The sequence below is a fragment of the Galbibacter sp. genome (assembly GCF_048266365.1).
Classification (GTDB): Bacteria; Bacteroidota; Bacteroidia; order Flavobacteriales; family Flavobacteriaceae; genus Galbibacter.
In genome coordinates, this window is sequence record NZ_JBLWZP010000001.1 from 419,741 (window position 1) to 441,097 (window position 21,357).

Annotated in this window: 16 protein-coding genes; 8 read left to right on the plus strand and 8 right to left on the minus strand. The window is 37.2% G+C overall.

All coding sequences use genetic code 11. From position 1 onward, the window contains the following. The first annotated feature begins 34 nt into the window (after positions 1-34). Positions 35-1,309, plus strand: coding sequence for an O-antigen ligase family protein (locus ACN0TV_RS01890; protein WP_417359557.1), 1,275 nt, complete (start codon positions 35-37; stop codon positions 1,307-1,309). A 185-nt stretch (positions 1,310-1,494) separates the two neighbouring features. Here ACN0TV_RS01890 and ACN0TV_RS01895 read toward each other — a convergent pair whose 3' ends face one another. Further along, positions 1,495-1,800: a hypothetical protein gene (locus ACN0TV_RS01895; protein ID WP_417359559.1), complete on the minus strand. Its 306-nt coding sequence runs from the start codon at positions 1,798-1,800 to the stop codon at positions 1,495-1,497. 118 nt (positions 1,801-1,918) lie between these two features. Here ACN0TV_RS01895 and ACN0TV_RS01900 point away from each other — a divergent pair, with 118 nt between their 5' ends. The 4 genes from ACN0TV_RS01900 (at position 1,919) to ACN0TV_RS01915 (ending at position 4,495) form a co-directional block, all read left to right on the plus strand. After that, positions 1,919-2,134, plus strand: coding sequence for a helix-turn-helix domain-containing protein (locus ACN0TV_RS01900; RefSeq protein WP_417359561.1), 216 nt, complete (start codon positions 1,919-1,921; stop codon positions 2,132-2,134). Positions 2,135-2,755: 621 nt separating this feature from the next. Then, positions 2,756-3,946, plus strand: coding sequence for an ATP-binding protein (locus ACN0TV_RS01905; protein WP_417359563.1), 1,191 nt, complete (start codon positions 2,756-2,758; stop codon positions 3,944-3,946). Positions 3,947-4,134: 188 nt separating this feature from the next. Further along, positions 4,135-4,290, plus strand: a complete 156-nt coding sequence (locus ACN0TV_RS01910) for a hypothetical protein (RefSeq protein ID WP_417359565.1) — start codon at positions 4,135-4,137, stop codon at positions 4,288-4,290. Further along, positions 4,259-4,495: a hypothetical protein gene (locus tag ACN0TV_RS01915; protein WP_417359955.1), complete on the plus strand. Its 237-nt coding sequence runs from the start codon at positions 4,259-4,261 to the stop codon at positions 4,493-4,495. Before ACN0TV_RS01910 ends, ACN0TV_RS01915 begins: the two co-directional genes overlap by 32 nt. Before the next feature lie 401 nt (positions 4,496-4,896). Here the strand turns inward: ACN0TV_RS01915 and ACN0TV_RS01920 are convergent, their stop codons facing one another. Next, positions 4,897-5,415, minus strand: a complete 519-nt coding sequence (locus ACN0TV_RS01920; protein ID WP_417359567.1) for an outer membrane beta-barrel protein — start codon at positions 5,413-5,415, stop codon at positions 4,897-4,899. A gap of 246 nt (positions 5,416-5,661) precedes the next feature. Beyond that, positions 5,662-7,233, minus strand: a complete 1,572-nt coding sequence (locus ACN0TV_RS01925; protein ID WP_417359569.1) for a glycoside hydrolase family 16 protein — start codon at positions 7,231-7,233, stop codon at positions 5,662-5,664. Positions 7,234-7,469: 236 nt separating this feature from the next. On the opposite strand from ACN0TV_RS01925, the gene ACN0TV_RS01930 reads away from it, so the two are divergent. Continuing rightward, positions 7,470-8,774 (plus strand): hypothetical protein, encoded by a 1,305-nt coding sequence (locus ACN0TV_RS01930; RefSeq protein WP_417359571.1) that lies wholly within the window; start codon positions 7,470-7,472, stop codon positions 8,772-8,774. A 208-nt stretch (positions 8,775-8,982) separates the two neighbouring features. On the opposite strand, the gene ACN0TV_RS01935 is transcribed toward ACN0TV_RS01930, so the two are convergent. The 5 genes from ACN0TV_RS01935 to ACN0TV_RS01955 all read right to left on the minus strand — a co-directional run bounded on the left by ACN0TV_RS01935 (position 8,983) and on the right by ACN0TV_RS01955 (position 18,061). Then, complete coding sequence (locus ACN0TV_RS01935; protein WP_417359572.1) at positions 8,983-10,446, minus strand: RagB/SusD family nutrient uptake outer membrane protein; 1,464 nt, start codon at positions 10,444-10,446, stop codon at positions 8,983-8,985. A 10-nt stretch (positions 10,447-10,456) separates the two neighbouring features. Continuing rightward, a complete protein-coding gene (locus tag ACN0TV_RS01940; RefSeq protein ID WP_417359574.1) occupies positions 10,457-13,477 on the minus strand; it encodes a SusC/RagA family TonB-linked outer membrane protein in 3,021 nt (1,006 codons plus the stop codon). A gap of 106 nt (positions 13,478-13,583) precedes the next feature. Next, entirely contained in the window at positions 13,584-16,901 is a 3,318-nt protein-coding gene (locus tag ACN0TV_RS01945) for a DUF5107 domain-containing protein (protein ID WP_417359576.1), read from the minus strand. Positions 16,902-17,585: 684 nt separating this feature from the next. Next, positions 17,586-17,903 (minus strand): hypothetical protein, encoded by a 318-nt coding sequence (locus ACN0TV_RS01950; protein ID WP_417359578.1) that lies wholly within the window; start codon positions 17,901-17,903, stop codon positions 17,586-17,588. 20 nt (positions 17,904-17,923) lie between these two features. Next, a complete protein-coding gene (locus ACN0TV_RS01955) occupies positions 17,924-18,061 on the minus strand; it encodes a hypothetical protein (RefSeq protein ID WP_417359580.1) in 138 nt (45 codons plus the stop codon). Between the two features lie 389 nt (positions 18,062-18,450). On the opposite strand from ACN0TV_RS01955, the gene ACN0TV_RS01960 reads away from it, so the two are divergent. Both ACN0TV_RS01960 and ACN0TV_RS01965 read left to right on the plus strand, forming a co-directional pair. After that, positions 18,451-20,052: a DUF6119 family protein gene (locus tag ACN0TV_RS01960; protein ID WP_417359582.1), complete on the plus strand. Its 1,602-nt coding sequence runs from the start codon at positions 18,451-18,453 to the stop codon at positions 20,050-20,052. Positions 20,053-20,289: 237 nt separating this feature from the next. Next, on the plus strand, positions 20,290-21,357 hold the full coding sequence (locus ACN0TV_RS01965) for a TolB family protein (RefSeq protein ID WP_417359584.1): 1,068 nt from the start codon (positions 20,290-20,292) through the stop codon (positions 21,355-21,357).

Below are 21,357 nucleotides of genomic sequence, written 5' to 3' on the forward strand. Positions count from 1 at the left end.
AATAGATATACATTTTGTAAATATATATGGGTGGTTGGATAAAACAATAAAACATATCAAAAGCTTATTCTACAGCGATGAAAATAGTACGCTTGTTCAGCGTGTTTTTTGGAATAGCCTTTACATTGCTTTTTTTTTGTTGCCTATTGATATTCACTACCCAACACCTTTCTTTGTGCTTGCCATTGTTTTTGGTTGTATCAATATGTTTAAATCTACAGTAGAACGGACTATATTAATGGAAAATAAGGTACTTCTGGTATTTCCTCTGTACTTTCTGGTTTTACTTATTAGCCTGTTCTATACCGATAATCTTTCTGACGGGGTTGATCTTATAGTCAGATCCTTATCATTGTTGTTATTTCCAATTATATTTCTGTTTGTGAAGGAGGATGCAAGTTCAGTTCGCAAGCTTTTTGACTTTTTGCTTTATGGATTGGTATGCTCCTTCTTTATGAACCTCTCTACAGTCCTTTATGATGTATTCACAACCGTACAAGTAGAGACCACATCTTTGTGGGAGTATGTTACAATGTCCTGGAGGTTGTTTATGAACGATCAGTTCTCTAATGTGGTTAGTCCCAGTTATGTTTCATTGTATATACTACTGGTGCTGAGTTACTATCTTAAAAAGGAATTGAATACCGTTTGGCGATTGTTTTGTGTGTTGATATTGTTTGCCTACTTGTTTCTTTTAGCTAATGAGGCTGCTTATTATACGCTGTTTGTAATGGGTATATTGCTTATATGGAAAGTTAAGGATAAATCTAAGCGCTACTTACTGGTTTGTTTGTTTTTGCTGGGAACCATTGTTTTTGTGAAGAATCCTCATTTCTTTCATAATAGAAGCAGGACTAATGATACAGCGTTAAATACTCAGGATCTCCCCATATCTGAACATGATCGTTGGCTGACTTGGAAGGCAGCTATAATGGCTATAGAAGAAGCTCCTTTGTTAGGATACGGAATAGGGGATGCTAAAGATGTTCTTGTGGCTAAATATGAAGAGCTGGGGGTAGAGTATCAAAATCATATAAAGCACCGTTATAACGCCCATAATCAGTTTTTACAAACTTGGCTTGAAACAGGGGTTGTCGGTATATTTATTCTTTTATTTGTCTTTACCTGGCTGGCTTTTTATATGAGGCGTAGTTCCAATGAGTTTGCAGTATTTTTAGCTTTATTCATTGCTCTTATATTTGAGTCGATGTTGGTACGTTTTAACGGTATTGTTTTCTTTTCTATTATTGTTCCGCTGCTTTTGAAAAAGAAGAGTATTCTAAGTAGCCGTATTATCCGGAGTGTTTGATGCCAAAGCTCGTTTTCGGCAGAATAAGCAGTACAGCACGTTTTAAGATTGAGAGCCAATTGTGCTTCGCACTTATTCAGGTTTTAACTCAATCGACAATCCCAAGGCATTGGCAAGCAATGCAAAATTCGATAATCGTATATCCTCCCCGTTTGCATCGCTATTTCGGAGTTATGGGTTCTTCGTCAAATTGCGCCACTTTGAAAGATTATACAATAATAATAAAAAAATGGGTTTATATATTTTTTAAAGCTCCTTTTCTTATAGGTTTTACGGATTACTTCTTCGAAGTTTTTAAGTTTTGACCTTAGAAAAGAAACCAGCCCGTCGGGAATCTTTATTTCATTGATACCATCCTTATTCCGGTTAATCTTAAGTATGATATATTTAACATTGGTGTAATCGTGTACAAATACAGGCCTTTCAAAATAACGTACAATGGCTATGGGCTCACGACCTTCAATTAACTGTTTTATCTGCTCGTTATTCATTTTGATTGATTTTTAAAAATTTACTGTCATACAATAATATGACGAATATAAGAAAAAAACTCACAGTGTCAATTTTTTCTATGACAATTTTGTCATAGAATAGAATGACATTTGTTATATGACAAAGGATCAATTAAAAAAGAAGGTCGGAGAAAATATTATAGAGCTGCGTAAGAAAAAAGGCTGGAGTCAGTCTGATCTGGCTCGTGCATGTGGTAAGGACAGACAAGCTATTGAGAAGATTGAGAATGGCAAAGTAAATTCAACTGTTTATACTTTACTTGAAATAGCGAATTCGTTAGAAGTAGACTTATACCAATTGTTTAAGTTTTAGTTCTTTCTTTAGAAATAGAATTGGAGGGCTGTAAAATATTTCAAGAAACCTATTTAAAACTGTACTCGATTTTACGACAAATCTCCAACTAGGTGTCAACAGGAACAGGTGATTCACGGATTTAATGGATAGCATTTGTCATTTATTAATCTTTCAAAATGCAAAAATTCATATTAACATTAAAAGAAATTATAGAGGTGTAATACTGCTAGTAAGGACAGAGTTATAAAGGAAGTACATGACAAACAAAAGGAAAAATGAGTGCTCCCCTTTAAGAGTTCATTGATTTTCGTGTAAGAGCAAGAGAAAGATTGAAGAAAAAATTGCCTTAAAAGATTCAGACAATAAAGCTATTAACATAGAAGTTTATTTACACGCCCTTGGTTTGCCAGCTAATCTTACTATTGCAACTTTTGGATGTATTTTGCAATAAAGAGTTTAGCTAAGTAGATAGGGTTTTAGACGAGAATTAGATGAAATATAGATATATTTACTCGTAATACTTTGATTTACAATAAGTTTTGAAATGCCTAAAGTCTAACTAAATAATTTACGACATATATCTATATGCATAGTGTAATGTGCAAAAAATACACTAAATTGCATATATAAAAGTGCATTATGGAGGGTCTATTAGAAAAGTCATCAACATTAGTAAAGCGGGTAAGCACCAAAAAAAAGCGCTATCTATATTATGAAATTAATTGGAATAACAGATTAATAGGCATTAAAGGCGCAAGGGGCACAGGTAAAACCACCCTTTTGTTACAAAAGCTAAAGGCGTTGCAGTTATCGCCAACACAAGGCACCTATTGGTCTTTAGATGATTTTTATTTTACGACACATTCATTGGTGGAAACAGCCGAAGAATTCTTTAAAAAAGGAGGGGAATTTCTTTTTTTAGACGAAGTGCATAAATACGAAAATTGGTCGATACATATAAAAAACTTATACGACTTCTATCCAGACCTTAAAATTGTATTCACAGGATCGTCCATAATCGATATTTCTAGAGAAGAAGGCGATTTAAGTAGGAGAATGTTGATGTACACCTTGCCGGGGCTTTCATACCGTGAATATTTAGGATTTAATGATTTGCATGATTTTGAACCTATTTCTTTAGAAGAAATACTATCTGTAGATCGTAAATGGACAAAAATGTTTCCATCTGAATTTAAACCATTAGCTCATTTTCAAGATTATTTGCAATACGGCTACTATCCATTTTCAATGGAAGATAAACAAGGCTATTCTACACGTTTGCAACAATTGGTGCGCTTAATTGTGGAATATGATATGGCAGAGCTTAAAGGTTTTGACATTCGTAATGCAAAAAAGATGTTACAATTGTTGAATGTTGTTGCTGCCAATGTGCCCTTTCAGCCCAATATTACCAATATCGCTACAAAAAGTGATATTCATAGAAATTCGGTAGTAACGTATCTTCATTTTTTAGAGCAAGCACAATTAATACGACTATTGTATGCCTCGGGAATAAGTTTAGCTACACTTCAAAAACCGGAAAAGGTTTATTTAGACAACCCAAATCTTGCCTTTGCATTTTCGACAGCTGATCCGAATAAGGGAAATTTACGGGAAACCTATTTTATTTCCCAAGTTGCAGTTTGGCATAAAGTTTCATATCCTAAGCAAGGAGATTTTTTAGTTGACGACATGTATACTTTTGAAGTTGGAGGCAAAGACAAAACCAACAAACAAATAAACGACATAAAAAATGCTTTTGTGGTGTCAGATGATGTAGAGTATCCTATAACTAAATTGCCGCTTTGGTTGTTTGGGTTTTTGTATTAAGAGATAGACTTGCTGTTGATGTGGTGAAATGCATTGAAAATCCAGATTATAATTAAATATCTCCATAATAATGAGCTTTGTCGTCAAAATACAAAGACCGAACTCACTCGGACAAGTCTGGAGTAAATGATATATCCTTCAACGAATTCCAAGCTCCTTAGGTCTGTTTTCAGGTTCTAGAACAAGACATGGGCGATGAGGTGCGCACGGTGTATTCACTTTCTGGTGGAGAATCGTTCTTGGTTTCATTGGCACTTGCTTTAAGCTTAGACTCTTTATCTTCAACCCGTATGAAAGTAGAACCTTTATGCATTGATGAAGGTTTTTGGCTCATTAGATCATGAAACATTAAACATTGGCATGGATACCCTAGAGCGATTACACAATCAAGGTCGAAAGGTGGGTGTGATTTCTCATGTAATGGAAATGACAGAGTGTATATCTGTGCAGATAAAGGTGAGTAAACAACAAAGTGGGAAGAATGTAGTCGGTAAGAACGAATATCCAGAAAAAATGGACAACACCATTGCATATGTGATCGGTAAATAAATCTGCACAGTTTTCGGTAAATAAGAATACACAGAATTTGGTAACATCAATATACACAGAAGCATGATTTTGATTGGGATTGACGATAATGAAGCTACTGTTGTTTGGCTTAGTACACGCCAGGAATAGGAATCGGCTTTTAAATAAAATAGGAACATTATTAAGAAGTGCTTAAATTCAAATAATTCGATATATCAGAACTGCAAATTACTTTTTCCGCTCACAAGCATATCAATAAAAATAGAAAAAGGCATCTGAAATACGCGTGGGACACCCAATTTAAAATAAAACACAGTATTTATAAGGGTTGCTAGGCCTTAGTTAGGAGAGGCGTGCAAAACAGTAGGGCATAAAAAAAGGAAGCTAGCGCCTCCTTTTTAAAGTAATTCGTATTTGGGGAATTAGAATTTATAACCCAACCCAACACTTAGTGTGTTGATGCGGTACTTTACATCGTTTCCAGCATCTCCTGATAACCTATTGGTAATTTCAAAAGCATATTTTGCCTCCACGAAAAAGTTATCATTAATTTGATATCCTGCACCCAAAGCTAAATCCAGACCAAAGCCATTAATTTCATCAGGAGTATCTTCAAGTGCATAAGTTGCTTGAGGTCCAGCTTGTAAATAAAATCCAGAATTTTGAATATGATATTGCGCCATCACTGGAATGATTAGGAAGCCCGTATCATCAACATTTCCATAATTTAGGGAAGGTTGCACATGGAAGCTTTCTGATAATGTAAAATCAGCTAAAGCACCTACATAGAATCCAGAATTACCTTCTGAAACTGAAGCTCCATCATAAGTAGCTTTGGCATTCATATTCAAATACCCCGCTTGGGCTCCAAAACTTACCTCTTGGCCAAAAGTAGCCATACTAGCTAGTAGGGTTGCGAAAAAAAAAAATTTTTTAAACATAGTAAATTGATTAAGGTTTAAGAGGACAAATATAAACTATAAATTCAATTTTAAAAGAACTAATTACTTTTCGCATTTTTACTGAAAACTTCAATGGTTTTGGAATTTAAATAGAACCTGCAATTAATGGATGTCCCGAGGGTGTTTTTAGTTTACACACTTCGGGATAGTGTCTCTTAATGAGACAATCCCTATCTCCCAACTCACTTTTTTACTCCTTATCTAATACCTTATTGGGCAATAACCTCAGAAGAAAACCTGAGCCCCTTGTATGTCATGGGTTTCTACATTCCCATAAGTGATTCCATCTTTTGAAAGAGAAACTTCCACATCCACATAGGTTCGATTATCTCCATTAAATACACCTAATTTAACGGCCGTAAAACTAACCTCTTGCCCAAGATCAATGACAAGTAATCCACTTGAGTCTAATCCATAGTAACCAGAACTAGATCCGTTAATACCTACGCCGTCCCCAAGTATGGAAGGAGCATCATGTCCGGTAGGTAGGGGAAATTCACCTCCTTCATTAATAAGCGTAACCTCAGTTAAATGACTCCAGTTATTAACGGTATTGCCATTCATCTGAATTTTCACAAATCTGTTTTTGGTAAAACCAAAGGTATTTGAACCCTGTACATCTTTTATTACAGGTGTATTGTAGTTGTTACCATCTCCTGAAAGGGATACTTCTACGCCTTCATAAATACGACCACCTCCATTATGAGCACCTAACTTTACAGCGTCAAAATCATAACCTTCTCCCAGATTAATTACCAGTAATCCGCTGGAATCTAATCCATAGAACCCGGTACTAGCACCATCCACACCTTCGCCATCTCCTAATACGGCAGGAGCATCATGACCTGCAGGAAGTACAAATTCAGTTCCATCATGTATTAAGGTTACTTCGGTCAAGTGATCCCATGAATTTGAGGTACTACCATGCATTTGGATTTTTATGTACTGATTCGATCCCAATGGTGGAGTTTCAGGTTCAATGTACTCGTAATACCTTACATAATCAATGACGTACTCCACAGGTAAATGGCTTGCATCAACATTACCAACCCAGGCACCTCCAAGTTGCTGAGACAGTATAAGATGAAAATCTCTGTCATAAGGCCATTGACGCCAATCAGCACCTTGTTCTTTATAATAGGTAAATGTTGTGGCTCCATTAATGGTAAAAACAATTCTGTTTGGATACCACTCAACACCATAGGTGTTAAATTCACCCGGATTCACAGAAGCAGTTTTACTGCTTGGCGAACTTTTAATATTACTATGTACAGTAGAGTAGATAAAGTTATCAAAATTTAAATGCTCCATGATATCGATTTCCCCAAAATCAGGCCAACCGCCATACTCATTAGTGCTTCCGAGCAGCCAAATGGCCGGCCAACACCCCTGGGCCGAATCCATTTTAGCACGTACTTCCACCTTTCCATAGGTGAAATTGAATTTATCTCGAGTCCAAACCCCACCTGTTAAATAAGGCCTTGGATCGGCTTGAGTATCAGGATTAACGATTCCTTTTAGATACAGGTGACCACCTGAAATATCAAAGACCTGGTCGTCAGTGGTCATATAGTTTTTCCAATCAGGAGGACCTACCGGGACTCTGCTCCATTTGGTAGTGTCTAAGGTAGACCCCTCAAACTCATCTTCCCATACCAATTGGAAATCATCGGATACATTTAAGACAGTAATTACAGCTTCAGGTTCTAATGCTGACTGAGCAAAATTTTCTTTTTCTAATTCATCACATCCAAGCATAAGGATGATAGAAGATAAGATCATCAATTTGTTTTTCATTTTGTTTTGGTTTTTAAGGTTAATGCTTTGTTTTAATTAAGCCGGTGTATTATTTCTTTAAGGTTAATGGTTAATAACCGATCATTTTTATGTCATACATAAAGATTTGAGTCAAAAAGGCCTTCTGTGTTATCAAAATTTTTACCTTTATGAAAATATTAACTAATTTTCAGAACTACTTGAATATAAACTATTCAAAACCTGTTCAAAGTTTTGCATAATTTTTGAATACCCCCATGAAAGGTCAAAAACGCTTACAATATTGTTTAAATCAGATCGAACTGAAATTAGACTGGGGTAAATCTCAATCCTGGAAAGAAGCTGATTTTTTAACCTTATCAGAACTCATCTACCAAGAGACTGAGATTTCTATTAGTCCGCACACACTTAAAAGGCTCTTTGGTAAAATCAAATACAAAGAACACTACAATCCTCAACGAGCGACAAAAGATGCCTTAGCCAAGTTTATCGGTTTTAAGGATTGGCTAGCTTTGACTATTGATTATAATGAAAAGTTCCATTCCGAAGCAGAAGAAATACCTACTCCTAAATGGAAGCGAAAAACAGTCGTAATCGGTCTTGTTATTTTGGTGGGCATAATTTCTATATTACCTCTCACACAAGGGACTCATGCCATGAGCGATATTAACGAAAACGATCTGAAGGATTCTATCTTTTTTAATACCACGGATACCATCGGCACGGTACCTTATACGGTTGCTGTAAACTATAATATTAAGAATTTAAAAACTGATAGTGTCTGGCTTGATTTTAATTTTAATCATCCCATAACCGGTCCGGAGATAAAGAACCTGGATAAGCAACGCTCTTTATTTAATTATACCTATCAAATCCCCGGTTATTACAAAATTACATTGACCGGTCTAGGGCAGCAGCTGGCCACCGAAAATGTACTGGCAACCTCCAAGGATTGGTTTAGTTATTACTACCCGGAAAACAATCAAATTTCATGGTTAAATAACCAGATTAGAGTGCCAAGAGAAAAGGGGTACCTGTACTATACACTGGAGAGTTTAGCTAAGGAAGGACTGGACATTAACTCTGTCTATTATGTGAATCACCGCCTTTTTAAAAACTTTGAAATTGACGGAGATAACTTTGAAATGAAGGTGAGATTCAAAAACTCAAAAGATATCGGAGGAATCACCTGTTATGACTTTTTCCTGTCCTTATTTTGTGAAAATGATTTCACGGAGATCAAACTTATGGAAAAGGGATGCTCAAGTTATTCAGGGATAAAGGTAGGTGAGTTGGTGTTAAATGGCGTAGATGAAGACCTTTCCTCTTTAACCTTTGATTCCGAACAATGGAACATTCTTCGCATGATCATAAAAGACCAAAAGGTTCAGGTTTTTATTAACGAAGAATTGGTATTCTCCGATGCTTATAAAGGAACCAATGGAAATATTGTAGGCATCGAACAATTGTTTAAAGGAACCGGAATACTAGATTATATCCATTTAAAAGACCTTAAGACCGAAAAAGAGTTTTTTGATGATTTTGATAGGGTAGTGAACTAACGCATTTTCCAGTACAAACGAATAAGTAATTTCAATAAGAAACCCCGATGCTGGCCATGTAGAGAAATGGGACACTTTTGAAAGCTATCTAATTCAAAAGGTTCTCTACTACATAAGTAGGTTGCCAACACCGGGGTTAACGGTCAATTATTTATACCAATGCCGTAATTTTCCGGGTATTAAACGGATCATCTGACCTATAACATTATTAGAGATTCTCATTCATAGAGGTCTCTGAGAAAGGTAACGGGAAGGTATATTCCTCCTTGGTGATTGTACCTAAAGGCTGTAAGTCATCCGGATTTTTATTGGTATTCACTTCTTCAACCATTTCCAATCGAATTAAATCAAACCAACGCGTTCTTTCTGCAGCAAATTCCCAAGCTCTTTCCTGAACTACGGCATCAGCAAATTCATCACCTGACAATCCGCTTAACGGTTCTAATCCTGCTCTAAGTCGAATGGCATTGATACTCTCATAAGCTAAAGCATCAGGACTAGCTGTAGCACGTGCCTGTGCTTCTGCATAAATAGTTAGTACGTGAGCATAACGCATCATGGACTCCGGTACAGAAGAGCTCCAGGTTCTTTCATCTCCTTTAATGTAATATTTCTCGTAGTAGGGATGTTCTGTTTGGCTTTCTTGCCAAGGAATAACTTCACCGTCAGCAGTGATAAATTCAGTTCGGAAGGTAACTTCTTTTCTTATGCCTTCAGGGAAGTTGTTAAAGAAATCCAATTCAGCGAAAAAATCATCCCATCCTGATTCTTCACCGGGCATTGCTGCCGATCCATAGTTACCATTGGTCGTTGTACCATTCCCTCTAAAGGTAGAAAGTTGAAATACGGTTTCATTGGTACCATTCTTTGTCGGGTCGTTTTCGAAAACGTCCTCCAAGTTTGAAAGCAGTTCAAAACCATAAATGGCTTTATTGTCTATAACCTCTTTGGCTTTAGCTGCCGCAAGGGCATATTTATCCGTTTGTTTTAAAGGCCAACCGGCCTGGGTTAAATACACACTGGCAAGGTAGGCCTTAACCGTTCCTTTGTTAGGACGGCCCGGATCTCGTTTTGTATTTGGAACTTTTTCCTCGGCTATAGCTAAATCTGACTCTATTAGGGCATAAATTTCTTCCGGGGTGGATTTTTCAATGGTTAAAAGATCCTCGGAATATACCGCCTGTGTAACCAATGGAATCTCACCGTACAATCGCACCAGCCAAAAGTAAGAGAGTGCTCGTAAGAAATAAGCTTCTCCGACAATGGCATCGATGATCTGTTGGTCACCTTCAGTACGATCATAATTTTCAATAATGTTATTTGCCCCTTGAATGGCTTTATAACATCCTGTGTATAATGCCTGTGTTCTCTGATTGGTTTCTGACACATTAAATTGATCGAACTCTCTAAAACTTGCTTTATTACTGGCCTTGTGGGTTGTGACATCATCACCGCCCATTGTAGCGGCTATGGATGTGGAGTGTAAAAAACCGGTACCCCAGGTGGTGGCCAGTCCTTTGTAAGTTCCGGTTAGAGCTGCTTCCAATCCCTCTACACTGGTGAGCGCCGAAGCACCTACTAATGCACCCTTAGATTCTTCTTCAAGATAATCGGAACATCCGAGAAGTAGCATTGCGAAAGATGCTATATATAATAGTTTAAACGTTTTCATGATGTTTTAATTAAAAAGTTAAGTTTAGACCGATGGTATAGGTTTTTGAATTTGGATAAGCTCCATAATCGATACCTTGAGCAGTATCCGTACCTGAACCAATGTTGCTTGATTCCGGATCGATACCGGAATAATCCGTAATGGTGAACAAGTTTGTTGCACTTAATGATAATTGTAATTGTGTATTTTCAAATACAGATTTCGGAAACTCATACGCCAAGCTAACGTTCTTTAAACGAATGTAATCACCCTTCTCTATGAATCGGCTGGATTGTGTGTACATCACATTGGATGAGCTAAAGGCTGGAATATCAGATGTTTCATTTTCACCCGGGATGTACCGGTCTTTAATGTTAGATAAAATAAACTGTCGTGCATCACCGCTTCCTGTCATGGCTGCACCGCGGGTGTAGTTCAATTTATCGATACCAAATACTCCTTGGAAAAATACATTTAAACTCAGGTTATTATAAGTAAAGGTATTATTCCATCCGGCCGTTGTGGTAGGGATTCCTTTTCCGATAATCTGAAAATCATCCGTAGTAATGGTTCCGTCATCATTAAGATCTTTATATCTGGAATCTCCGGGTACTGCATTGTATCGGTTGGCTTCGGCTTCTTCACCGGGTTTCCAGGTTCCCAGATAATTAAGTCCCCAGTAGGAGGCTAATGACTCCCCGGGCATTAACATAAACTCATTGGTTGTGGATAATCCTCCGCCCACATGTGTTCCTTGAGGAATTCTAGGAGCAATGCCACCTAAACTTACCACTTCATTTTTCACTGTGGAGATGTTCAAATGACTTGACCAGTTAAAAGATTCTGAATCAATAACATCAGCGATCAAAGCAAATTCAAAACCTTTGTTCTCTATTTCTCCTACATTTTTGGTCTGAATACCACCACCTACATAAGAAGGAAGAGCCTGGTTTAAAAGTAAATCCTCTGTGCTTTTTTGGAAGTAATCCACTTCCAAGGACAGCCTTCTGTTGAAGAACTGCATTTCCAATCCGATATCGATTTGGGAAGTTGTTTCCCATTTCAAATTAGGATTCCCCGGGTTTCCGATTTGAATACCGCTGGTAACGCCACCACTGTTAAAAGCCATAGGCGTATTGTTATTATAAGCATTTAAAGTTGCGTAAGGATTAATGGCTTGACTCCCCGTTTTACCCCAACTCGCTCTTAATTTTAAATGATCGAATACATTTAAGTTTTGTATAAAATCCTCCTCAGAAAGAACGTATCCCACTGCTACAGAAGGGAAGGTGCTGAATCTGTTGTTTTCAGCGAACTTTGAAGATCCGTCTCTACGTACGGCTGCAGATAAAAGCAACCTGTCTTTATAGGTATAATTAAATCGTCCTAAATACGATAATAAACTCCATTTGGTATAACCTGATCCAACAGCGTAGGACTCGGCTAACGGAAGGTTATAATAGCCTAATGAAGGGAAAAGTAAGGTATTTCCGGTGGAAGAAAAGCTATTGTTTGTGAACTGTTGCGTCTCAAATACTGCTACAGCGTTTATTTTATGTACATCATTAAAGGTTCTGCTGTAATTAAGTGCATTGGTTCCTTGTAATATGATTTGCTCACTGGAAGAACGGTGTGCGCTTGGATTGTTTTGACTCACTGCATTGCCGACAAAGCTTTGCCCTTGCGCATTGACATAATTGACCGCGTATTTTAAATCTAAGGACAGTCCTTCTACAGGTAATTTGTAATTGATATTACCGATGATATTGATAATGTTTCTTTGATTGTCATTAGCTCTTTCATAGAGTAGGGCAGCAGGGCTATAGGTAAAAGATCCTACGGGATCTGAAAGAATATAGCCTCCATTTTCATTATATACCGGAGTGGTTGGAGCCCAAGCCAGGGCTTGTACCACCGGATTTCCTGCTCCTCTTAGTAATCCGGTATTGTGGTTCTCTAAACGTGTCCCTGTGATATTAACTCCAATGGTTAAGTTATCATTTACTTCTGAATTAATGTTGGACCGGATCCCGTAACGTTTAAAATCGGAATTTTCAAGAATCCCGTCTTTTTCCATATAGTTACCGGACACCATATAGGAGGTTTTATCTCCACCTCCGGAAACATTGATCTTATGTTCTTTTCCCCAGGCGGTTCTGAAGATCACGTCCTGCCAATCAGTACCTCCATTAGCCCTAAAGCCGGCAATTTCGTCTGTCGTAAATACCGGGGAAATCCCCAGGGCATCAGAACGCTCATTGACCACTGTTGCAAAGTCATATGCATCGAGTACATCCCATTGTTTGATCACTTCAGATACAGAGAAGTTCCCCTGATAAGTAACCTTTATAGCTCCTTTGGTGCCATCTTTGGTGGTGATGATCACCACACCGTTGGCTCCTCTACTTCCGTAGACCGAGGTAGATGCAGCATCTTTTAACACCTGTAGGGATTCAATATCACTTGGGTTTACCATATTAAAATCTGCTCCCACATAACCATCAATAACGTATAGCGGATCATTATTTCCCAGAACAGAATTAGCCCCGCGAATACGTACGCGTGATTCTCCTCCTGGAGCACCGCCGGCTTGGGTGACCTGTACACCGGAAGCTCGCCCTTGTAATATTTCGTCAACACGAGTAATAGGCTGTTGTTTAAAATCATCTGTTTTAACCACAGAAACTGACCCTGTTAAATCTTTTTTACGTTGTGTACCATAACCCACTACGACTACTTCTTCCAAGGCAGAAGCCTCATAGTTTAAAATAACGTTATGCCGGATTTGGCCGTTGACCGGGATTTGCATGGATTTAAAACCAATATAACTCACCTCTAAAACCGCATTTACAGGAACCTGTATGGTGTAGTTCCCGTCAAAATCGGTCGTGACACCGTTTGATGTTCCTTTTTCTAAAATATTAGCACCGGGAATAGGAACACCCGTTTGTGCTTCAGTTATCGTTCCGGTGACTTCAATTGATGCTTCTTGCCCAAGCATTCGCAGATGAGCCGACAGAAACACTGCGCATAGGATTAAAAATTTTCTCATAAGGTTTAATTAATTAAATAGTTTAGATTGTTATGTAATTGAATTCATGGGGCTGCATAAGTAGTTGAGGGTTAATTCCACACTGAGCTTCAATGATACATGATGCTTATTTAGTTAAATCATTGCTGATCATTACCCTGGCCCAGAGGTTGTTTTTATAATTAGCAATCGATGATTTCAATAGTTCCCGGGCTTGTTTTGAATGGTTTAATCCACGATGACCAAGTGCTTCCAGGTAAAAGGAATACGACAGCGTTTTTTTGCTTGCTTGGGTAGCCTGAACACCGACCGATATGTTATCAGAATCTCCTCTTCTTAGTTCTTTTCCTTTGGCGATCAGCTTTTCATAAAGTTGTTTTGCCTTATCGGATTGTCCTAATTCTTCTAAGGCTCTTCCCTGGAAATAAAGCAAATCCGCCATTCCCGGACCATTGTCAGAGGATACACTTTGTTTGAAAAAGGAGGTAGCCTGTTTGGAGTTTCCGAGGTATTGATATGCCATACCAATGAAATAATAAATCATTGCATTTTTTTCATCGTGCATGGGTTTTCCAACTTCAAGATTTTCCGGATACACCAATGCTTGATTCAAGTGATCAATCGCTGCCTTATAGCGCTTATCTTTGATAAGCTCTAGTGCTTTTAGCGTATTGGCGTTTACATGACTCCAGTAGGTTTGTCTCCCACCTTCCCAAGTTCTAAAGTGATGTGTTTCCAGAAAACTGATGGCCTTGTCGTACTGGCCGGTTAAATTCAACAGCTGGACATAAGTCTTAACAGCAGCAATATCCTGTTTAACCACGTCCAGATTTTCATCCAGAATGCTGAGCATATTCTTATAGTCTTGCTCTGATGCTTCATAGTATTGAGATAGCTCAGCATACCAAAGCGGATATGAATGGTCTAAAGCGATAGCCTTAGTCATATAGGCTATAGCCTGGTCAGCATCTTTTTGAAGATGAAAGGCACCAAAGGCAAGGTTCCGCCACACCATGGCAAAAGAGCTGTTGAATTCGGCGGCCTTCTGCCAGTGCGCCATAGCCTCATTAGGTCTTTTATCATATAATAAGTTTCCTAATAAATAGTTTGCCTTAGTATCGTTAGGGTGGCGTTCTAAAACTTGTTGAAGTACCTTTTCTGTCTCTCTTCTATACGGAAAGACATAGTCTAAAGAAGCCTTCTCTGCCACTTTCAGCATTTTATCCGCCATATCCGCATCTTTGGAGTTGGTATAGAACCAAGAGCGGTAATATGAGATTAACGGGTTCTTTGGTTTTTTAAGCTCGGATAAAAGTGCAATTCCTTCTTCGAGTAAGCCCGCATTCATATAGTGTGTGGCAACTTCTAAATAGTTATTCTCTACATCCTGCATATTCTTATGCCACCCTAAAAGTGTAGGATTCCCTTCTAAAATACTTTTTTCATAAAGCGCATTGAAGTTTAGAGGGTCATAGGCCAACAAAGCATCAATTAATGCTGTAGCCTTTTCAGGATTCCCTAATTTTCTCAAAAGGGCACTATACAAAACAGAGATTCTTCCATCTTGAGTATTTGTTGAATAGGCCGCTTCTATAAAATCCAGTGCTTTTTCATAATTTCCGTTTTGAGATTCCAATTGAGCGAGTTGGAAACTAGCCGAGGAAAGCCACTGATAATACCAGGTAGCACGTCCAAAGTTCTCATACGCCTTCTCATTAAGCCCTAATTCTTTTTGGGCAATTCCCATATAATAATAGAGTTCACCTTCTTTAGGTTGGTAGTATTTAATTTGAAGTTTGTCTGCCGCAGTTTGAAAATAGGAAAGCGCCTCTTTGTATTTGGTTTGGTTCACACGTCGAATACCAAGTGCGATATTCACCCGATAATCATTTGGGGATTTTTCTAAAGCCGCCAAATAATAATCATCAGGATTCATTCCAGCTCTTTTGAACTGCTGAACAAATCGTCCGGTCAGATACAGGTCTTCCACAGATTCCAGCTCTTGTGGCTTTTTAACCTTTTCCTGAGTTTTGGGTAATTCAGGTTTTTGAGATTTAACGGGAGCATATGATATCAATACATTTCCATTGTTGTCCATAAGTTCGAGATGAAGTTTATACTCATCTAACTTGCTTTTCCCTTTATAGGTGGTTGTGAAGGGATTATCAGGAGCAATGTCAATACGTTTTTTTACCAGTACCTGATTTTCGTTTCTTAAAATGAACTGTGCATTTTTAAAAGCTCCGGTGGTATTGAATCCGTAAAACACGGTACTATCATTACGCATCTGTAAGGTGATAGCTGCTTTTTTATTGGAATTCTTTACAATTTCAAGATCCCGAACGGGATACCAATAATTCTTTGCGTCTTTGACGGAGTTAGGAAGTATCCAACTGTAATCGGGCTGATTGTTGGAAAATGTGCCGGTCATTAATTCTACATAAGCTTTACCGTCATCGGTAAGTTTTCTTCTGGCGTTTTGACCTTGTAAGCCGGGACCAAACTGCCATAATTTTGATGTAGGATTTTTAATGGGATTACCTACATGTACAGTCCCTGCATTTTGGGCGTAGTCATAACCACCGATAAACCCCTGCTTAGCATCCCACATGAAGATAGAAACCGGATTAGGATGATTTTTCCACCAAGTAAGATCTACACCTTTGGTATAATCAATCCCAATATAGTTTTGCTGTGAGATAGGCCATTCTGTAAAACTTGTGTTATTATGATAGACTCCTATAGTATTGCTAGGAGGCCAAAATGTACGAAAGTCATCATTTGCCGTTATGGCAACATTGGCCCAAAAAAGAAAGTTCTGAGTTGAACTACTAGTGTTGTTAATGCGATAATCAACCTCTATATAGGAACGCTCGGGGCGCAAAGTCACACCGACAACCCCACGCATATCCATAGTTTTCTCTGTTTCTCCTATCCAAATTGTAGCACTGCCATCATCGTTTTTAACCATTCTGTAATCACTTGGTAGCATTGTGGTAGTTCTGTGATGGTGTGGGAAACACCATTCAATACCACCTGAGACCCAAGCTCCCAGGGTTCCGATCAGGTCCGGTTTTATGACACTATTGGTATGGAATAATTCGTGTCCGTTAGTTTTGTCTATCGCAGAGAATAAACGACCGCCGAAAGCAGGCAGAACCTTAATTTTGATATACTCATTTTCCAAGTATACCATTTCATATTCGGTATCGACAAGCGCGCTTCCTAAATTGGTTTGAGATGGATATGGATACACCCGACCCTCCGCTCCTTGAACTGCCCGTCCGGTGTAAAAAACAGGACTGGTTTCATCTGCTCCCATTTTATACGTGGGAATAGTTTCGGTTCCCTGGTATATTTTTACTTGTGCTATGAGGTTTGTACTTAAACATAATAGTAAAACTGCAGTTAGATAAAAAGGGCGAAATCGTTGTAGATGTTTCATTTTAGTTGGTATAGTTTATACGGATTAGTGCTTGGAAATTTGAAGTGAAAAACATCAAAGCATGTAAGTCAATAATTGCCTTTTGGTAAAAAGCATGTCCAATTTTAAGGATAATTTAAATGACTGCGCTGAACAAGCGCTGTTCAAAGCATGTTCAAAGTTTTGCATATGTTTTGAATACCTGATAGAAGGCAATAGGTGCTCAAAATGTGGAGTATCTTGCTATAAAATAATTGGAGGGATCGGAGTAATTTTAACTGTTAAAATGAATACTAATTTAGTAGTTGTTAAAACCAATAATAAAAAGACGTGGAGCCATAAAATTTATTTTTGTCGGAAAAAAATATGGGATTCTTCAGGCTATTTGATTTTCAACTTTCGGATAGTTGTGTGTTCGATTATTTATATTTCCCGGTGACTTCTACACTGCAGACCACTGAAACTACTGTTTAGAAAACACTTAAAGAAATTCATGAAGAAATTCATGAAGAAATCATTCGGGTCTTGCCATTTCGATGGATTTATGAGAATGTTGATTATCAAGTGCTTCAGGTAATGATCTTTAATTATTTCCATGATACCGATGAAGATTACAAAACAGATTTGTTTTATTATTTTGAACCTAAATAAGTGCAATCCAATATTTTAAACCACCCGCACCGGGTGGTTCTTTAGCACCAAATGTTAAGTATTAAAATTAACAGTTGGAAAATGTATGTAATTTATATTAATGCTATCGTTATCCATAAATGTTAGAACATCGTTTGTGTAGTAAAATATTCCTCCTTTTTCAGCGAGACTGCCCTGATCAAATTGAAAGTACTGATTTTTGCCTTCTGAGTCTTTGTACACATAGTTAATTCTGTAATTTTCACCTATTGCTTTGCGATATAGCGACTGAATAGGGACTTTAGTATCGAAACTGTTTTCATCAACGCTTTCGGATTCAATCCAAAATCTTGTGGAACGTATTTCATGTTGCGACCCATATGCACTTATCAATGGAGTATTGTTTGCTACTATCACTGAATATCCCCAGCAGTATTCACGGTTTCGGTGTTGTTGTCAACTCCATTATCACGGGAGGTGAAAACTAAAATAAAGAAAATAGAAAAATATAGGGTTAACCTAGATTTTAGTAGTGGAATTGAGTTGGTCATGATTAGTGTTTTTAGTAAGACGCTTTTAATTACCAAAGGGTGCTTCCTAGTCTGGTTTTCCGTAATGCTTATCTCTTTTTATTAATTAATTTCGTTAGCGACGGTTAATTGGGAGAAAACGTAAAACAACCGATATCTATTCTTGGTCGTTTTTAAAGGCGTTTAGGTTTCACGTAGGAAATTAGATCGGAGGAGGAGAATTCAGTCCCGAATAGTAATTAGGCATTGATTTAATGTTTTTATATTCAGTTCAATACTTGCGATGTTTCTGTATTATGCTTTTTGAAAGATAGAAAATTCTGGTGATAAATTAATTGTCTTAAATACTGATAAGGAAGTTAAGAATAGTTAGATTAAATAATATCTAAATACAACTAAAACAATATATTATGGCAAAAAGTAGATCTTTTTCAATATTCCTGCTAAAGGAAAATTTTACACCTAATAATTCTCTTAAAGATGACCATTCGTTAACACCTATACGAAATGGTGATAATACTAAACTTCCTAAAATGGCTGTTATGTATATTTCCAATAAACCACCTATTTCACCTTGGTGGAAAGATTATTGGGGTATCAATATGGATCTAAGACAATCTCTAAAAGGTGCGCTAGTCTTTTTGAAAGTACACGAAAATTGGATTGCTCTAACTTTCGGTTCTACATATCATCAGTTAAAGGATGTTGCCTTTGAATATGATTTTGGGATTAAAACGACATTGAACGCTTTAGACCCAAAAAAAATAAAATCAACTGACATCCTTCAACCAGAAGATGCTAAAAGGCAACGTATCCAAAGCCCAATAGGCTCAGAGTTACCTTTTTTTTCATTAAATAGTAATGAAATCATTTTGAAAAAAATGACAGGCTCTGTAAAAAATGAATATAGTAGTTTGTTTAAGAATATTACTGGCGGAACCAACTTGAGGGTATCATCAAATTCCCAAGCTGATGAAATAACAGGGTTGTGTGAATCGTTAATAGAAATTTATAGAAAAGAAGATTATAAAACTAATTTTCCGGAGTTACTAAGCATAGTTCCAGTTAAGGATCCAGAAATTCTAACTGAGTTAAACATAAGATTACTTGATGCATTTAATAAGGATCCAGCGCCAATGGAGTTAGTTCTAGCAATTCCGGATATCTTTGATTATGAGACAGATTATAAAATAAAATATTTAGGTGCTGGTATTTCCAGACTTGAATTTTTGGATGTTTATATAATGGGATATAGAGAGTATCTTCAAGAAAAAGGGGTTTTTCAAATTGAAGAGATCAAGGATTTGTTGAAACATAAATTACAAATTTGTAACGAAAATAATACTCCAATAAAAGAGTTCTCTATTTACAAAAGTTTATTGTATGACTGTGAGTTTGAAGGAAACGTATATCATTTATGCGAAGGTGAATGGTATCAAATTGACAGGGATTTCATTCAAAAACTTGCGAATGAATTGGATCCTTTATTTATCGATACCCATGATTATCTTCATCAATGTGAACACAAACGAGAAGATGATTACAATAAAAAGGTAGAGGCTGATAATCATGATGTTATATGTTTAGATAAACAAAATATATCTATAAATGGCCAATATCGAATAGAACCTTGTGATTTAATCTATGTGTATGATGGTTGTTTAGAATTAGCTCATATTAAGGTGTCAACTCGTTCTACAAGTCTAAGCCACCTGTTTAATCAGGGAGTAAACTCTGTAGAGTTACTAAGGAGAGAAAAAATTGCTAAAGACAAATTAATAAAACTTGTAGAGTCTCATCCTGAAATGAAAAAGCATATTGAATTGGGTGATTTTCGTATCACTTATGGTATAATTTCAAAAAAGAAAAATAAAAAATCTTCGGGTTTACCTATTTTTTCACGCATAAGTTTATTGAGGATAGTAAACGTATTCAGAACGCTAAATGTGCCTGTTCAGGTTTTATATATTTATGACAATGTAGATAGAAAGAACTTAGGTGAAAAACATTGAGAATAAAAGGGAGGGAGTAAAAAACACGCCCTCTCTGCAAAATTTTGTTTTCCTAATTTATTTGATGTTAATCAAAAATAATAGGATGTCATAGTCTTCCCGCTAACTTTATTAAGAAAGCTAAACCCTTGTTAAAGTATCTCCATTTGAAACATTTAAAATGATAATGATAAGTCAATTACCATTTTTTAGAAAATCATTGTATATTTAAATCCTGCATGAGCCAATGAATCTAAAATGACTAAACCATTTCAAAGTCCGGTATGCTTATTAAGTAGTAATCGATGTTCACCAAAGCATTGGTTTTCGGCTCTGGCTAGCTTATTCTTATGTATTACACTTTATTCCCAATATCCGAAAGATACCATAGCTATTACAGGCTTATCGGAAGATAAATCCCAATGGCAAATAGCCGAGCAACCCATACAAGCATATAAACAATCTCAAAAAGATATTGATACCACCAGTTATATTTTAACCGTGGATATTTCAACAGCTAAGATAGACACCGTACTAATTACAAATAACCACTTTGAGGCGCCCAATTGGCATCCTGATAATTACCTGATTGTAAATAGCAATGGTAGACTCTACACTTTGGATTTAAATACCAAGCAATTAGAATTACTCAATACCGGGTTTGCCGATCAGTGTAATAATGATCACGGGATTTCTTTTGATGGAAAATGGCTTGCAATAAGCCATAATGATGAATCTGATCCTTCTACCAAGTCCTATAAGTCTGCTATATATGTATTGCCGATAGGAGGAGGAGAGCCTAGAAAGATTACTTCAAAGGTGCCATCCTACTGGCATGGATGGTCACCGGATGGGAAACAACTAACGTATTGCGCCGAGCGCAATGGTAATTACGATGTATATACCATCTCAGTAGAAGGGGGAGAAGAAACAAGACTTACTACAGATGAAGGTCTTGACGATGGTCCGGAATATTCTCCTGATGGAAAATACATCTACTTTAATTCGTATCGCACTGGGCATATGCAAATCTGGCGTATGCTGGAAAGTGGAGAAGAACCCAAGCAGCTAACCTTTGATAAATATTCCAATTGGTTTCCGCATCCCTCCCCTGATGGAAAGTGGATCGTTTACATTGCCTATACTTTGGATCAAAAACAAAACCACCCCTTTGGAAAACAGGTGAAATTACGCCTTATGAATCTAGAGACAAAACAAATTAAGGATATCACCCCGGTGTTTTTGGGAGGACAAGGAACCATTAATGTTCCCTCTTGGAGTCCAGACAGTAATAAAATAGCTTTTATAAGCTACTCAGTAAATTAA